The sequence below is a fragment of the Massilia soli genome (genome assembly GCF_016809835.1).
GTDB lineage: Bacteria > Pseudomonadota > Gammaproteobacteria > Burkholderiales > Burkholderiaceae_D > Telluria_A > Telluria_A soli.
Map to the genome: position 1 here is coordinate 21,132 of NZ_JAFBIL020000003.1, position 13,125 is coordinate 34,256.

General features: G+C 59.1%; 12 protein-coding genes and 1 tRNA gene. 11 read left to right on the plus strand and 2 right to left on the minus strand.

Annotation, left to right across the window (positions count from 1 at the left end):
- A complete protein-coding gene (gene trxB, locus I4X03_RS07545; RefSeq protein ID WP_223467614.1) occupies positions 1–957 on the minus strand; it encodes a thioredoxin-disulfide reductase in 957 nt (318 codons plus the stop codon).
- 191 nt (positions 958–1,148) lie between these two features.
- Between trxB and I4X03_RS07550 the strand changes: the two genes are divergently transcribed.
- The 7 genes from I4X03_RS07550 (at position 1,149) to I4X03_RS07580 (ending at position 9,362) form a co-directional block, all read left to right on the plus strand.
- Positions 1,149–3,503, plus strand: a complete 2,355-nt coding sequence (locus tag I4X03_RS07550; RefSeq protein ID WP_223467615.1) for a DNA translocase FtsK — start codon at positions 1,149–1,151, stop codon at positions 3,501–3,503.
- Positions 3,504–3,515: 12 nt separating this feature from the next.
- Positions 3,516–4,157, plus strand: a complete 642-nt coding sequence (lolA, locus tag I4X03_RS07555; RefSeq protein ID WP_223467616.1) for an outer membrane lipoprotein chaperone LolA — start codon at positions 3,516–3,518, stop codon at positions 4,155–4,157.
- Positions 4,158–4,626: 469 nt separating this feature from the next.
- The gene (locus tag I4X03_RS07560; RefSeq protein WP_223467617.1) at positions 4,627–5,928 is read left to right on the plus strand and encodes a replication-associated recombination protein A; all 1,302 of its coding nucleotides are present in this window, start codon (positions 4,627–4,629) and stop codon (positions 5,926–5,928) included.
- Positions 5,929–6,101: 173 nt separating this feature from the next.
- Complete coding sequence (locus tag I4X03_RS07565; protein WP_223467618.1) at positions 6,102–6,302, plus strand: hypothetical protein; 201 nt, start codon at positions 6,102–6,104, stop codon at positions 6,300–6,302.
- A 110-nt stretch (positions 6,303–6,412) separates the two neighbouring features.
- A complete protein-coding gene (serS, locus tag I4X03_RS07570) occupies positions 6,413–7,708 on the plus strand; it encodes a serine--tRNA ligase (RefSeq protein ID WP_223467619.1) in 1,296 nt (431 codons plus the stop codon).
- 171 nt (positions 7,709–7,879) lie between these two features.
- Positions 7,880–7,970: transfer RNA gene (locus tag I4X03_RS07575), tRNA-Ser, on the plus strand.
- Between the two features lie 192 nt (positions 7,971–8,162).
- Complete coding sequence (locus tag I4X03_RS07580) at positions 8,163–9,362, plus strand: tyrosine-type recombinase/integrase (RefSeq protein ID WP_223467620.1); 1,200 nt, start codon at positions 8,163–8,165, stop codon at positions 9,360–9,362.
- 443 nt (positions 9,363–9,805) lie between these two features.
- Here the strand turns inward: I4X03_RS07580 and I4X03_RS07585 are convergent, their stop codons facing one another.
- Complete coding sequence (locus I4X03_RS07585) at positions 9,806–10,105, minus strand: helix-turn-helix transcriptional regulator (protein WP_307735346.1); 300 nt, start codon at positions 10,103–10,105, stop codon at positions 9,806–9,808.
- A 380-nt stretch (positions 10,106–10,485) separates the two neighbouring features.
- Between I4X03_RS07585 and I4X03_RS07590 the strand changes: the two genes are divergently transcribed.
- The 4 genes from I4X03_RS07590 to I4X03_RS07605 all read left to right on the plus strand — a co-directional run bounded on the left by I4X03_RS07590 (position 10,486) and on the right by I4X03_RS07605 (position 13,095).
- On the plus strand, positions 10,486–11,145 hold the full coding sequence (locus tag I4X03_RS07590; RefSeq protein ID WP_223467621.1) for a tyrosine-type recombinase/integrase: 660 nt from the start codon (positions 10,486–10,488) through the stop codon (positions 11,143–11,145).
- The gene (locus tag I4X03_RS07595; RefSeq protein WP_223467622.1) at positions 11,145–11,342 is read left to right on the plus strand and encodes a helix-turn-helix domain-containing protein; all 198 of its coding nucleotides are present in this window, start codon (positions 11,145–11,147) and stop codon (positions 11,340–11,342) included. The genes I4X03_RS07590 and I4X03_RS07595 overlap by 1 nt, the downstream gene beginning before the upstream one ends.
- A gap of 90 nt (positions 11,343–11,432) precedes the next feature.
- The gene (locus tag I4X03_RS07600; protein ID WP_223467623.1) at positions 11,433–12,101 is read left to right on the plus strand and encodes a hypothetical protein; all 669 of its coding nucleotides are present in this window, start codon (positions 11,433–11,435) and stop codon (positions 12,099–12,101) included.
- Positions 12,102–12,129: 28 nt separating this feature from the next.
- Complete coding sequence (locus I4X03_RS07605; RefSeq protein WP_223467624.1) at positions 12,130–13,095, plus strand: hypothetical protein; 966 nt, start codon at positions 12,130–12,132, stop codon at positions 13,093–13,095.
- Positions 13,096–13,125: the final 30 nt, after the last annotated feature.

The following is a 13,125-nucleotide window of genomic DNA, read 5'->3' on the forward strand; positions in this document are numbered from 1 at the left end:
TCAGTCCTCCAGGCCTTCGAGGTAGCGCTGTGCGTCCAGTGCGGCCATGCAGCCGGTACCGGCGCTGGTGATCGCCTGGCGGTAGATGTGGTCTTGCACATCGCCAGCGGCGAACACGCCCGGGATGTTGGTCGACGTCGCCATGCCTTCGAGGCCGGTCTTGGTCTTGATGTAGCCGTCCTTCATGTCCAGCTGGCCTTCGAAGATGCCGGTGTTAGGCTTGTGGCCGATCGCCACGAACAGGCCGTGTACCGACAGCGGGGTGACGGTGCCGTCGATCGTCGACTTGATATTGACGCCCGTGACGCCGCTGTCGTTGCCGATGACTTCTTCCAGCGTGTGGTTGTACGCCAGCACAATCTTTCCTTCGGCAGCCTTGGCCTTGAGGCGGTCGACCAGGATCGGTTCGGCGCGGAACTTGTCGCGGCGGTGGATCAGGGTGACTTTGGTGGCAATGTTCGACAGGTACAGCGCTTCTTCGACCGCGGTGTTGCCGCCGCCGACGACGGCCACTTCCTGGCCACGGTAGAAGAACCCGTCGCAGGTTGCGCAAGCCGACACGCCTTTGCCCATGAACGCTTGTTCCGACGGCAGGCCGAGGTACTGGGCCGACGCGCCGGTGGCGATGATCAGCGCGTCGCAGGTGTAGGTGGCGCTGTCGCCGAGCAGGCGAATCGGCTTTTCGTTCAGGAAGGTGGTGTGGATGTGGTCGAACACGATTTCGGTGTTAAAACGCTCCGCATGCTGCAGCAAACGGTGCATCAGGTCAGGACCTTGCACGCCCATCGGGTCGCCGGGCCAGTTCTCGACATCGGTGGTGGTCATCAGTTGGCCGCCTTGCTCGACGCCGGTCACCAGCATCGGTTTCAGGTTCGCGCGCGCCGCATAGACTGCTGCGCTGTAGCCGGCTGGGCCGGAACCGATAATCAGGACTTTGGCGTGTTTGGTAGTGGTCATGGAAGCTTCTATCGAAATGTGTATGAGACGAAACTGGGGGTAATCTGTGCCAGAACAAGTGACGCTGGGGTACTCACTGCGTAGCCAAGATTATAGACGATGATGCGTACGTGCATGAATGATGGGCATGTATTGCAATATATGGCTTAGAATGGGCGAATTCAGTCATAGCAGCAACGCGTTTCCCCAGAATGACAAAGACTAGCCAAGCTCAAACTTCCAGTTATACCCGTAATACCACCGTCCGGCAGCCGCTGCCGAACCGGCTCGTCCGCCTGTTGTCCGAGGCGCGCTGGATCGCGCTTGCCGTGGTGTTCCTGTATTTCGTCATGATTCTCCTCAGCTATAACAAGGGTGACCCGGGCTGGTCGCATGAGGTGCAGGTGAGCAAGGTCATCAACCTTGGCGGTCGCGCCGGCGCCTGGCTGGCCGACCTGATGCTGTTCGTGTTCGGCTTTTCGGCCTGGTGGTGGTGCGTCTGCTTCCTGCGCCTGGTCTGGAAGGGTTACCGCTCGCTGACAGATAAGTTTGTCATGGAGCGCGAGGCCGACCCCGAGCACGAGCACGAAGGCGCGATCCGCTGGGTCGGCTTCGGGCTGCTGTTCATCGGCAGCGTCGGCATTGAATACCTGCGCATGCGCTCGCTCAATGTGCAACTGCCGTTTGTAAACGGCGGCGTGCTGGGCAGGCTGATCGGCCAGAACGCGCATGACGCCTTTGGTTTCACCGGCGCCACGTTGCTGCTGCTGGCGCTGTTCGCGCTGGGTTTCTCGCTGTTCTTCCAGGTGTCGTGGATGGCCGTGGCCGAGCGCATCGGCGAGGCAATCGAGAACGCGATCGAATGGTTCCGCCTGCGTTATCAGGACCGCGAGGACCGCAAGCAGGGAGAAGTTGCCGCCGTCAAGCGCGACGAAGTGGTCGTGCACGAGCGCGCCAAGCACGTCGAGAAGCATGTGTCCGCGCCGCCCGTCAAGATCGAGCCGCAGGTGCAAGAGGTCGTCAAGTCCGAGCGCGTGCAGAAGGAAAAGCAGGCTGCCTTGTTCCAGGACTTGCCGGGCGATTCCAACCTGCCGCCGCTGTCGCTGCTGGATGAACCGCCGGAAACGCAGGAAACCGTTTCCGTCGAAACCCTGGAATTCACCAGCCGCCTGATCGAGAAGAAGCTGTCCGACTTCGGCGTCGAAGCCAAGGTCGTGGCCGCTTACCCTGGGCCGGTCGTGACCCGCTATGAGATCGAGCCGGCCACCGGCGTCAAGGGCAGCCAGATCGTCGGCCTGGCGCGCGACCTGGCCCGTTCGCTGTCGCTGACCTCGATCCGCGTGGTTGAAACCATTCCGGGCAAGAACTACATGGCGCTGGAACTGCCGAATCCGAAGCGCCAGATTGTGCGCCTGACGGAAATCGTCGGCTCCAAGGTCTACAACGACAGCGCGTCGAACCTGACCATTGCGCTGGGCAAGGACATCGCCGGCAAGGCCGTGGTCGCCGATTTGGCCAAGATGCCGCACTTGCTGGTGGCCGGTACCACCGGCTCGGGTAAATCGGTGGGTATCAACGCCACCATCCTGTCGCTGCTGTACAAATCCGACCCGGCCGACGTGCGCCTGATCCTGATCGACCCGAAGATGCTGGAAATGTCGGTGTATGAAGGCATTCCGCACCTGCTGGCGCCGGTCGTGACCGACATGCGCCAGGCTGGTCACGCCCTGAACTGGGCGGTAAACGAGATGGAGCGCCGCTACAAGCTGATGAGTAAGCTGGGCGTGCGTAACCTGGCTGGCTACAACGCCAAGATCGCCGACGCGGCCAAGCGCGAGGAGCACATCCCGAATCCGTTCTCGCTGACCCCGGATTCGCCGGAGCCGCTTGAAAAACTGCCAACCATCGTCATTATCATTGACGAGCTCGCCGACCTGATGATGGTGGTGGGCAAGAAAGTGGAAGAACTGATCGCCCGTATCGCCCAGAAGGCGCGTGCGGCCGGCCTGCACCTGATTTTGGCGACGCAGCGCCCGTCGGTGGACGTCATTACCGGCCTGATCAAGGCAAACATTCCGACCCGTATCGCGTTCCAGGTGTCGTCGAAGATCGACTCGCGCACGATTCTGGACCAGATGGGGGCCGAAGCGCTGCTCGGCATGGGCGACATGCTATACATGCCGCCGGGTACCGGCTTGCCGATTCGCGTACACGGCGCGTTCGTGTCGGACGAAGAAGTGCATCGAGTTGTAAAACATCTGCAATCTCTTGGCGAACCGAATTACATTGAAGGCATTCTCGAGGGCGGGACGCTCGAGGGCGAGGGCGGCGCCGAAGGCGGCGCGGCTGGCGAAGCAGGCGGCGAGGCCGATCCGATGTACGACCAGGCGGTCCAGGTTGTACTCAAGAACCGCCGCGCGTCGATTTCGCTGGTGCAGCGCCATTTGCGCATCGGCTATAACCGCGCCGCGCGCCTGCTGGAACAAATGGAAAACAGTGGAGTTGTCTCCTCAATGCAATCTAACGGCAACCGGGAAATTTTGGTCCCTGCTGCCAGTGCTGAATAAAAAAGGATCACCATGGGTATCAGCTTGAAACATTCATTGAGCGTTGTCGTTGCCGCAGGCGCGTTGGCGCTGACGGGCTCGGCGTACGCAAGTGCGCTGGCCCAGTTCAAGACGTTCGTGGCGACCACCAAGTCGGCGCGCGGCGAATTCACGCAGCGCCAGGTCAAGAAGACGGAAGGCAGCAAAGTGTCGGCGCCGTCCACCGGGACCTTTGTGTTCGCGCGTCCGGGCAAGTTCATCTGGACCTACCAGAAGCCCTACGACCAGCTGCTGCAGGCCGATGGCGACCAGCTCTACATCTACGACAAGGACCTGAACCAGGTCACGATCAAGAAGCTTGGCAATGCGCTGGGTTCGTCGCCAGCGGCGATCCTGTTCGGCAGCAACGACCTGGAAAAGAACTTCACGCTCAGCGAAGCAGGAACGCGCAACGGCCTGGAGTGGCTGAATGCCACCCCGAAGACCAAGGACACGGCGTTTGAGCAGATCAGCATTGGCCTGCGCAACGGCACGCCCGAAGCGATGGAGCTGAAGGATGCATTTGGCCAGACCTCGCTGCTGGCGTTCCAGAAATTCGAGAAGAACCCCAACCTCGGCGCGCAACAGTTCAAGTTTGTGATGCCGAAGGGGGCTGACGTTTTCGACAGCAACTGACGTAGCGTCGTTCCCGTGAAAGCGGGAACCCGCTCATCCGACGTCAGCGTTGTATGGATTCCCGGTCAGGCCGCACTGCTGTCCGGAATATTCTGCTTGACACGAATCTCTCGGCAGCCAAGCGTCGTTTTAGAAACTACAGCCACAACGAAATCGGCAATGCAGGCCAACGTCGCCCCTGCGCAGGCAGGGGCCCATACTAATCGTGCCGAGTATAGGCCCCTGCCTCCGCAGGGGCGACGTTAAGTCTTGCATTCCAAGTATCAATGTCGCGATTTCTGTGAGCGCCCCGCAACCGATTGATGCAATGGCATTGTCACGGACAGCAGTGGATCAGGCCGGGAATGACGTTTCAACGCCTGGGACTGTATTTAACTTCCTTGGTTTTTTCGACACTGGCCATCCGAACCGGGCTGGCGCAGCCGTTGTCATATAATTTTGCCACTTCAATACCAATCCGGACCCACCCGTGGATGATCTTTTCAAGACCGAGCCTTCGCCGCCCCTGGCCGAGGCGTTGCGCCCGGCCACCATCGACGAGGTGATCGGCCAGAGCCATTTGCTGGCTCCCGGCAAGCCGCTGAACCTGGTCTTCAAGTCCGGCAAGCCGCACTCGATGATCCTCTGGGGCCCGCCCGGGGTCGGCAAGACCACGCTGGCCCGGCTGACCGCCAACGCCTTCGAATGCGAGTTCATCGCGCTGTCCGCCGTGCTGTCGGGCGTCAAGGACATCCGCGCATCGATCGAGCAGGCCGAGCATTACCTGGCTGGCGGCAAGCACACCATCCTGTTCATCGACGAGATCCACCGTTTCAACAAATCGCAGCAGGACGCCTTGTTGCCGTTTGTCGAGTCCGGCCTGGTGACCCTGATCGGCGCCACCACCGAGAACCCTTCGTTTGAAGTCAACTCGGCGCTGCTGTCGCGCTCGCAGGTGTATGTGCTGAAGGCGCTCACCGATACCGAATTGCTCCAACTGCTCAAGCGGGCCCAGGAAAGGGTGCTGCAGCATCTTGAGTTCGACGAGGTCGCCATCGCGACCCTGATCGGCTATGCCGACGGCGACGCGCGCCGCTTCCTCAATTTGCTGGAGCAAACCAAGACCTCGGCCGAAACCTCCGGCATCACGCATATTACTGGCGAATTCGTCGATAACGCGCTGACGCTCAATTCGCGCCGCTTCGACAAGGGCGGGGACAATTTCTACGACCAGATCTCGGCGCTGCACAAGTCGGTGCGCGGTTCGCACCCGGACGCGGCGCTGTACTGGCTGTGCCGCATGCTCGATGGCGGGGCCGACGCCAAATACCTGTCGCGCCGCATCGTGCGCATGGCATGGGAAGACATCGGCATCGCCGACCCGCGCGCGATCCAGCTTGCCAACGACGCCGCCGCCACCTACGAACGGCTCGGCTCGCCGGAAGGCGAACTCGCGCTAGGTCAGGCGGTGATCTATCTTGCCATCGCTGCCAAGAGCAATGCCGGCTACAACGCGTACAACCGCGCCATGGCTTTTGTGAAAAAAGACAAGTCGCGCGAAGTGCCAGTCCACCTGCGCAATGCGCCGACCAAGCTGATGAAAGAACTCGGCTACGGTCACGAGTACCGTTACGCGCACGATGAGCCCCATGCCTATGCGGCCGGCGAAACCTATCTCCCTGACGGCATCGCGGAACCGCGCTGGTACGAGCCGGTCCCGCGCGGCATCGAAGCCAAGATCGCCGAGAAGCTGGCCTGGCTGCGCGGTCTCGACGAGGACGCCCGCGCCTGATCCCACGCCGCGGCGCGCAGGCGCCGGCGTCGGGCCGCCGCGCGCAGCTCCATTCCACATTTTCTGCAACCTGTCCCGCCTTTTCTGCCCTTCGTCGCAACCTGATGGCTTCTGCTGGCAATGGTGGCTAAAGTACCACCATACCAACTCGCATCAACCACCAGGAGCACACCATGAACATCCGTAAAAACGCCGAAGCCGTCTTCCTCGCAGCGACCGTCCTGTGCACCTTCGCAGCCTACGCAACGGCTGAGGTGCCGAACTACCGCGCCGCCACCGCGGTGCAGGTTGCCGCTGCAAGCGATGCCAACATGCAGGTCGTCGTCATCAAAGGCAAGCGCCTGACCGCTGCTGAAAAAGCCCAGCTCGATTGATCTGAGCGAGGGTGCGGGCACGGCGCCATTGGCGGCATCGTGAAACTCGCAGGAAATGCCTGTCGGCTTGGTACAATTGCGGTTTCGTCACATCCGCCCATCCCGACAAAATGATAGACATCCAATTACTTCGCAAAGACATCGACAACGTCGCCGCGCGCTTAGCGACCCGCAAGTTCCAGCTCGACGTGGCAGGTTTCAACGCCCTCGAAGCGGAACGTAAAGCGATCCAGATGCGCACCGAAGAGCTGCAGGGCAAGCGTAACTCGCTGTCCAAGCAAATCGGCATGATGAAGGGCAAGGGTGAAGACACCACCGCCCTGATGGCGGAAGTCGGCGGCCTGGGCGATGAGCTGAAGGCGAACGAAGCCGCGCTGGCCGATGTGCAAGCCAGGCTTGCGGCCTTCATGGAAGCGGTGCCGAACCTGCCGCACGCATCGGTACCGGTTGGTACCGACGAAAGCGGCAACGTCGAAGTACGCAAGGTCGGCACGCCGCCTGCGTTCGACTTTGAAGTCAAAGACCACGTCGATGTCGGCGGCCCGCTGGGCCTCGATTTCGACGTCGCCACCAAGCTGACCGGTTCGCGCTTCTCGGTGATGAAAGGCGGCATCGCGCGCCTGCACCGCGCGCTGGCGCAGTACATGCTTAACACCCACACCGGCGAGCACGGCTACACCGAATGCTATACGCCGTACATGGTCAATGCCGATTCGCTGCGCGGCACCGGCCAGCTGCCAAAATTTGAAGCCGACCTGTTCTCGGTGAAAAAGGGCGGCGCGGAAGGCGAGGGCGAGACCTTCTACCTGATCCCGACCTCGGAAGTGTCGCTGACCAACCTGGTGCGCGACGAGATCGTTGCCGCCGACCAGCTGCCAATGAAGATGACCGCGCACACCCCATGCTTCCGTTCGGAAGCGGGAAGCTATGGCCGCGACACCCGCGGCATGATCCGCCAGCACCAGTTCGACAAGGTCGAGATGGTGCAGGTCGTCCATCCGGACACCTCGTACGATGCGCTGGAAGAAATGGTTGGCCACGCCGAGACCATTCTCAAGACGCTCGGCCTGCCATACCGCGTGATGTCGCTGTGCACCGGCGACATGGGCTTCGGCGCGACCAAGACCTACGACCTGGAAGTCTGGCTGCCGGCGCAGAACACCTACCGCGAGATTTCATCGCTGTCGAACTGCGAAGCGTTCCAGGCGCGCCGCATGCAGGCACGCTTCCGCAATGCCCAAGGCAAGCCTGAATTGCTGCACACGCTCAACGGCTCCGGCCTGGCGGTCGGGCGCACGCTGGTGGCGGTGCTGGAGAACTACCAGCAGGCCGACGGCAGCGTGGTGATCCCGGAAGTGCTGCGCCCGTACATGGGCGGCATCGACCGGCTGACCCCGGCAGCCTGACCCGAAAGTTACGGAAGAGCAAAATAATCAGGTTTTTTTGAATTTCGCTCTTCCGTTTTCGGTAGGCCTTGTCTATAATCTTGTCTTCGCCGCAGTATGCGATTGTCGCAAGACAGAAAGACCAGACCACACTTGTGCTGCTTTGTTAGCCAAGGGCTCGATTAGAACACCGGAGAGGTGGCAGAGTGGTCGAATGTACCTGACTCGAAATCAGGCGTAGGGTTTCCCCCTACCGTGGGTTCGAATCCCACCCTCTCCGCCAGTATTGTTAAAAAAGCTCCCTCACGGGAGCTTTTTTTTTTGCTCTTCATAGACAGCTCGCTTGATTTTTGTCCGAGCACGTCCTGTAACTTCCCGTACTATCCACGGTTAAAAGGTAGATAGGAAGGTAGATAGGAAGGTAGATAGGCCGGTCGGTCAAAAGGTAGATAGCGGCGCCGCAAGGAGGCAACGCATGGTCAGGCTCGCCAACAAATTGTCGGCACTTAAGGTAGCGAACGTCAACCAACGCGGTTGGTACAGTGACGGCAATGGCTTGTGGCTGCAGGTGAGCGCTTCAGGCTCCAAAAGCTGGGTCTTCCGCTTCAACTTCGCCGGCACGCGTCATCACATGGGTCTCGGCGGCGTGCGCGACGTGCCGCTGTCGCAGGCCCGTATCCGGGCACAGGATCTCGGCCGCAGGCTGCGGGAGGGCCACAATCCTCTTGCCGACCGGCGCCACGAGGACACCGTGCGCCATGCCGAGAGGGCCCGGCAAATGACGTTCGATGCCTGCGCCAAGGCCTTCATCAAGGCGCACCGCACGTCGTGGCGTAATCCAAAACATGTCAAGCAGTGGGAGTCGACTCTGGCGACCTATGTGTCGCCAGTCTTCGGTGCCTTATCAGTCGCCGATGTCGATACAGCGATGGTCGTTAAAGTGCTCGAGCCGATCTGGGCAGACAAGACCGAGACCGCTGTCCGACTGCGGGGGCGAATCGAATCGATCCTCGACTGGGCAACAGTCAGTCGATTTCGTAGTGGCGAAAATCCTGCGCGCTGGCGCGGCCACCTGGACTATCTCCTGGCAAACCCCACGAAGGTCGCTCCGGTGGTGAACCATCCTGCGCTTCCGTGGGCGGATGCGCCCATGTTCATGAATGAGTTAAGGGCATGCGAAGGCATGGCTGCGCGGTCCTTGGAATTTGCTATCCACACCGCTGCGCGCTCGGGCGAAGTACGCGGCGCCAGGTGGGCCGAGATTGACTGGGAGGCGGCCATATGGACGGTGCCGGCCGAACGCATGAAGAGCCGACGGGAGCATCGTGTGCCGCTTGCGCCTGCTGCAATCACATTGCTTCGGTCATTGGATGCAAATGCGGAGTTCATCTTTCCCGGCCGGCAGGGCAAGATGTTGTCGGATATGTCCATAACCGCTGTCTTGCGGCGCATGGGGCGTGGCGATATTACCGTGCATGGATTCCGGTCGACGTTCCGGGACTGGTGCGCGGAGTACGCCTCAAACGCCTTTTCCCGCGAAGTGTGCGAGCATGCGCTCGCCCACAAGCTGCCCGACAAAGTTGAGGCAGCGTACCGTCGTGGTGACCTGCTGGAAAAACGGATAAAACTGATGGCAGCGTGGGCAAGCTATCTGGTAGGTGAAGGAAACGGCTAGTCAGCTAACCTTGACCAAATTAGGCATCCGCAGTTCCTGCGTGCCCGCGCGAACCGCATTGGTTTTTGCCCGACGCATTCCGACAATGGGTCGACCTGCGTTCACACTGCAGGGGTCACAAGTTCGAAACTTGTACTTCCCACCAAAATTCGTTTGAGATCAAAGGCTTGCCACTCACGTCGCAGGCCTTTTTTACATTTTAGGACGAAGTACGGAAAAAGTACGGAAAACTTCGACGGACGTAAGCGGACAATCTGGGACTGGTCGAGCGGCACCATCGACCGCGGCGCAAAGTTCATGATGGAACTAGAATGGCGTTAGGTGGCCATAGCTTCCGGGCAAAGTGGAGGCAGCGTAGCGTGTCGACGACCTGCAGGGAAAGCGGAAGAAACTGAGGGATGAATGGGCGTGCTTCCCGAAGCGCGAAGTCTCAGCCGAGCTGGCTATTGGCTTTCTGAATGACCTGAATTGGATCCCGAGTTACGGCTGACGGCGATCTGCCTTACATTCCATTGTTGCACCTCGTGCTTGATCCAAGCACTCGGGCGGCCGTCCAGTTTGACCGGCGCAGGGAAGGTTCCATTCTTGACTCGCTCATAGATACCGCTGCGTGATAGCGCACAAATTGCCATAACTTCGGGCAATCGAATCAGGACCGGCTCGGCGAGGGGTGACGTTGTCCGGCGATCGATACCAGACCGGCGGACATCTTGCATGATCGTAGCGGGAAGATTCTTCGACATGCGAACAGCATGACTCAACTGCTCGGCTGTGCCCTGAGTCGTATCAAGTGGATAAGTATCAGACTGCGTTTTCGCAGCGTTACTCTGTCTGGGTCTCGCCCAGCGCTGCGCGCAAGGCCGACCCAACGGCACTCCCAGCGCTGCGCGCAAGGCTGACCCCAACTGCAAGCCCGGCGCTGCGCGGAAGGCTGCCCCAACGGCACGCCCAAAGCTACGCGCAAGGCTGACCCCAACGGGACGCCCGGAGCTACTCGCTCGGCTACGACGGGCCAGCGCTGGCTTTTCCGAGGACGTGGCTGCGTGCCTTGCTTGTGAGCGCGTTTCCAAGTAATCTCGCGTCAACTAACTCTGAATACAGCCGTAAAAGGCGATGCAAGGGAATGGCAAAAGCCCCCTATATCGAAGACCATCGACTGAAACACTTACTGAAAGTGGCCGCAGTAAGCGGCGAATTCCCGGTGCGGAACGTGGCGCTACTGACATGCGTCTACGGCACTGGCATGATGCTTACCGAACTGGCCCGACTGCCCATCAAGGCATACTTGCGACCGGATGGCACTGTTCTGGATGAATCGGCTGTCACGGCGGATATCGCATACAACGGCGCAGCGCGCCCTCCGTATTGGTCGAATACGAAGGTAGTCGCAGCCATCGACAAATACCTCGAATACCGAGTAGAGCACCGCCACCGCGTCACGACGCGCAAGGCTGCTTATCGCGGTCTTGACCCGGAAGAGGCGATTTTCCTTACGGACGAAGGCGAGCCGTATAAGCTCACCGAGCGGCGCACCGCGACGGGTGCCATAAGCTATTCCTGCGACAGCCTCAGCCAACTATTCCGCAAGCTTCATTTGCAAGCGGGGATTGAGGGCGCGAGCGCGATGTCCGGTCGGCGTACCTTTGCCGTTCGCCTGGCGCGCAACCAGATCGACCTCAAGCACATCGAGGTACTGCTGGGTATGAAGACGCTGCGCGCGACCAAGGCGCTGATCGACGCAGACCCGGTGCGGCTGGGTGCTATCGCTGCGGGAGTTTTTTGATGACTCCTGCGCAATTCGACGTGGTTGCCGAACTGCTGCGTTCCCGCGATCCGGCGCGAACTGCGGCTCGACTGGTACTCATTGATGGTGCGACAACGTCGGCGGCAGCCGAGCGCTGCGGCATATCGTCGCAGTCGGTATCGAACGCAATCGCGCGGTTCAAGGCAGCAGATGAGAAGATCAGCTCCGCCTATTGAAATAGTCGCAAGTAGTTCCTGCATGTTACGCCTAGACGTGTGTCATAATTTTGTGGACGTGCAACTAAAACCGTTTCGTAAGAGGAAGAAATGTCAGGTTGGGATTACTCAGGATTGCTAGGTCAAGTGGAGCGACGATTCAACCGAGACCAACGAGACGTTGTCCAGGCGAGTTGGAGTTCGGTCGTCAACCGTTTCGCGCACGTTAAGATTCATTTGCAAGATCTCGAGCAATGCGAAGCCAACGTGATTAAAGATCGATCGCAAATCGATTTGATGCATGAAATATTTCGTTTCAACGAGAATCGTATTGACGAAATTACGCTCAGGGCGTCTGCGTTCGGCCTAGCGGCTGTACAAGCGTTGCATTCCGTCTCGGACATTGTTGGCACGGCGACCGCTTTAAGTCTAGGTACCGCGAAATGGACCGGTTATCTTAATGACGTCATCAAGAAACACCAGGTTCACCAGCCGGTCTTAGGGCCGTTGATCGAAGAGCTCCAGTCGCACAAGGACTACGTATATCTTGCAGACATCGTGAATCAGTCGAAGCATCAAAACGTCGTCAACGCAAAGTTCGCTCTCGATATGACTGGCACCCATCCAAACCGTTACGAATTCTTGAGTTTTGTGCGTCACTCCAAAGCGGGCAAGAGTGAGCATCAGAGCCGAGAGATCAAGTCATTCCTTGCACAAGAAGCTGGGCGCCAAGCAGGCATTGTGATCAGGATCGGACAGGCTCTAGAGACGCTTTTGTAGGCCGGCTCAAGAAGATCACAACCGCAACTTGACCGAGGAAGAAATTAAAACGCGCGATATGAAACAGTTCCAAACCTGCCGAATCCCGGAGCCCCGCAGACATTTTTTGCTCGAAACGCCATCTTTTTCCGTGGCGATCGCAGTCAATTCCCGGTTGGTGGCGCTTTTTAGAAGGGTGAAGACAGGCGCGGAATGGGAGGCGTTGGGCGTCATTCCTTACAACATTCGTCAGTTCGAGACGGATCCGGAGGACTGGATTAGCGAAGGGTTTGGTAAGGACGATTTTGAAGGGATCGCGTGCCGCTTTTCACCTGTGTTTCCTACCGTAGAAAAGGGCTGCGCCCGGGCGATCAGGGATGGGGGTAGATTTGTTACCGACTTCTACCAAGCGCTCGAGTTACGACGATTCGGCGTAGCGTGGCAGGAGATGTCACGCTCATCACAGCACGTGAGAGATGCGGTTGACGCGTGCCGTGCCTTGGAAAACGATAATGTTGATGAAGCGATCCAACTTGCACGGGCAGCGATCATCGGCAATCCGAGAGACCTGCGGTACTACGAGGTCCTCGAACAAGCCCGATTACTCAAAGGCGATGTTCGATGCATACTTGATGCCATTGCGTATTACGCGAATGACATGTCCACCGTCGCGGGACATGCGGACAAATATTTGAAACTGGCAATTGCAGAGGATCGATACGATCTGATGCTGGATTTCATCTTGAAGGTAATCACCGGCGTTAATGCAGAGATAGCTGGCCAGATTGATATAAAGCGACGAATTTACGGAAAGCAGCAGAAGCATGTCTACGTAAGGGATCTGCATAATTTTATCGCCAGGATATCTACTATGCGCGCCGTTTTGTGCGAGCGTTTGATCCATGCGAATCGCTGTCGTGACGATGATCTGTTAAAGCTCCTCGATCTCGTGGAAACCGCCGACCCGAAAAAAGCTAAAAAGGTTTCGAAACTGCGTGCGCTGATCCACGCGTAATCGCGGATGAACCGTGGACAAAGCTCTGGT